The sequence below is a fragment of the Streptomyces beijiangensis genome (assembly GCF_017315755.1).
GTDB classification, from domain to species: Bacteria; Actinomycetota; Actinomycetes; order Streptomycetales; family Streptomycetaceae; genus Streptomyces; species Streptomyces beijiangensis.
The window spans coordinates 1-555 of sequence record NZ_JAFLRJ010000596.1 but is presented as its reverse complement, the minus strand read 5'-3'; the positions used below and the strand labels follow the sequence as shown (position 1 = coordinate 555).

Annotated in this window: 1 protein-coding gene; it reads right to left on the bottom strand. The window is 70.5% G+C overall.

Features of this window, described 5'->3' with window-relative positions; genetic code table 11:
- The coding region (locus J0695_RS37320; protein ID WP_505383626.1) for a metallophosphoesterase family protein at nt 1-555 on the bottom strand (555 nt) is incomplete at both ends.

Below are 555 nucleotides of genomic sequence, written 5' to 3'. Positions count from 1 at the left end.
CGCGGTCGGCGCTGGCGCCGCTGGACAGGACGTCGTGGTTGCCGACGGTGGAGTACCAGGGGATACGCAGTCCCGGGCTGTTGACGTCACGCATCGCGGCCGCCAGGAAGCCCTCGATGTGCGGGAAGGCGTGCTGCTGCTTGTCGGTGTCGCGCAGGGTGGTGTCGGGGTTCCAGAAGAGCTTCAGACCTGAGCTCTGTACGCCTTCGAAGTGGTGCGGGTCGCCGGTGTTGGGGGTGATGCGGCCGCCGCTCATCACCTTGAGGAACCAGTCGAGTTCGGCCCGGGAGTTGTTGTCGGCGTTGTCCCCGGTGGTCATCACGAAGGAGAGCGGCGCGCCGGTCGCGGGGGCCGTGCGCAGGGCGTTCNNGGTGTCGGCGGCGCGGAGGAATTCACCGCGTACGGGGTGCTGGACGTCGGTGAGGTGGAGGTCGGTGAGCTGGACGAAGGCGGCGAGGGTGGTCCTGCGGTCGGCGCGCCCGGCGGCGGGGGCCGCGAGTTCGTTCCGTACCGTACGGGACCAGCCTGCGCCGTCCCCGAGGCGGCGGTAGCCGT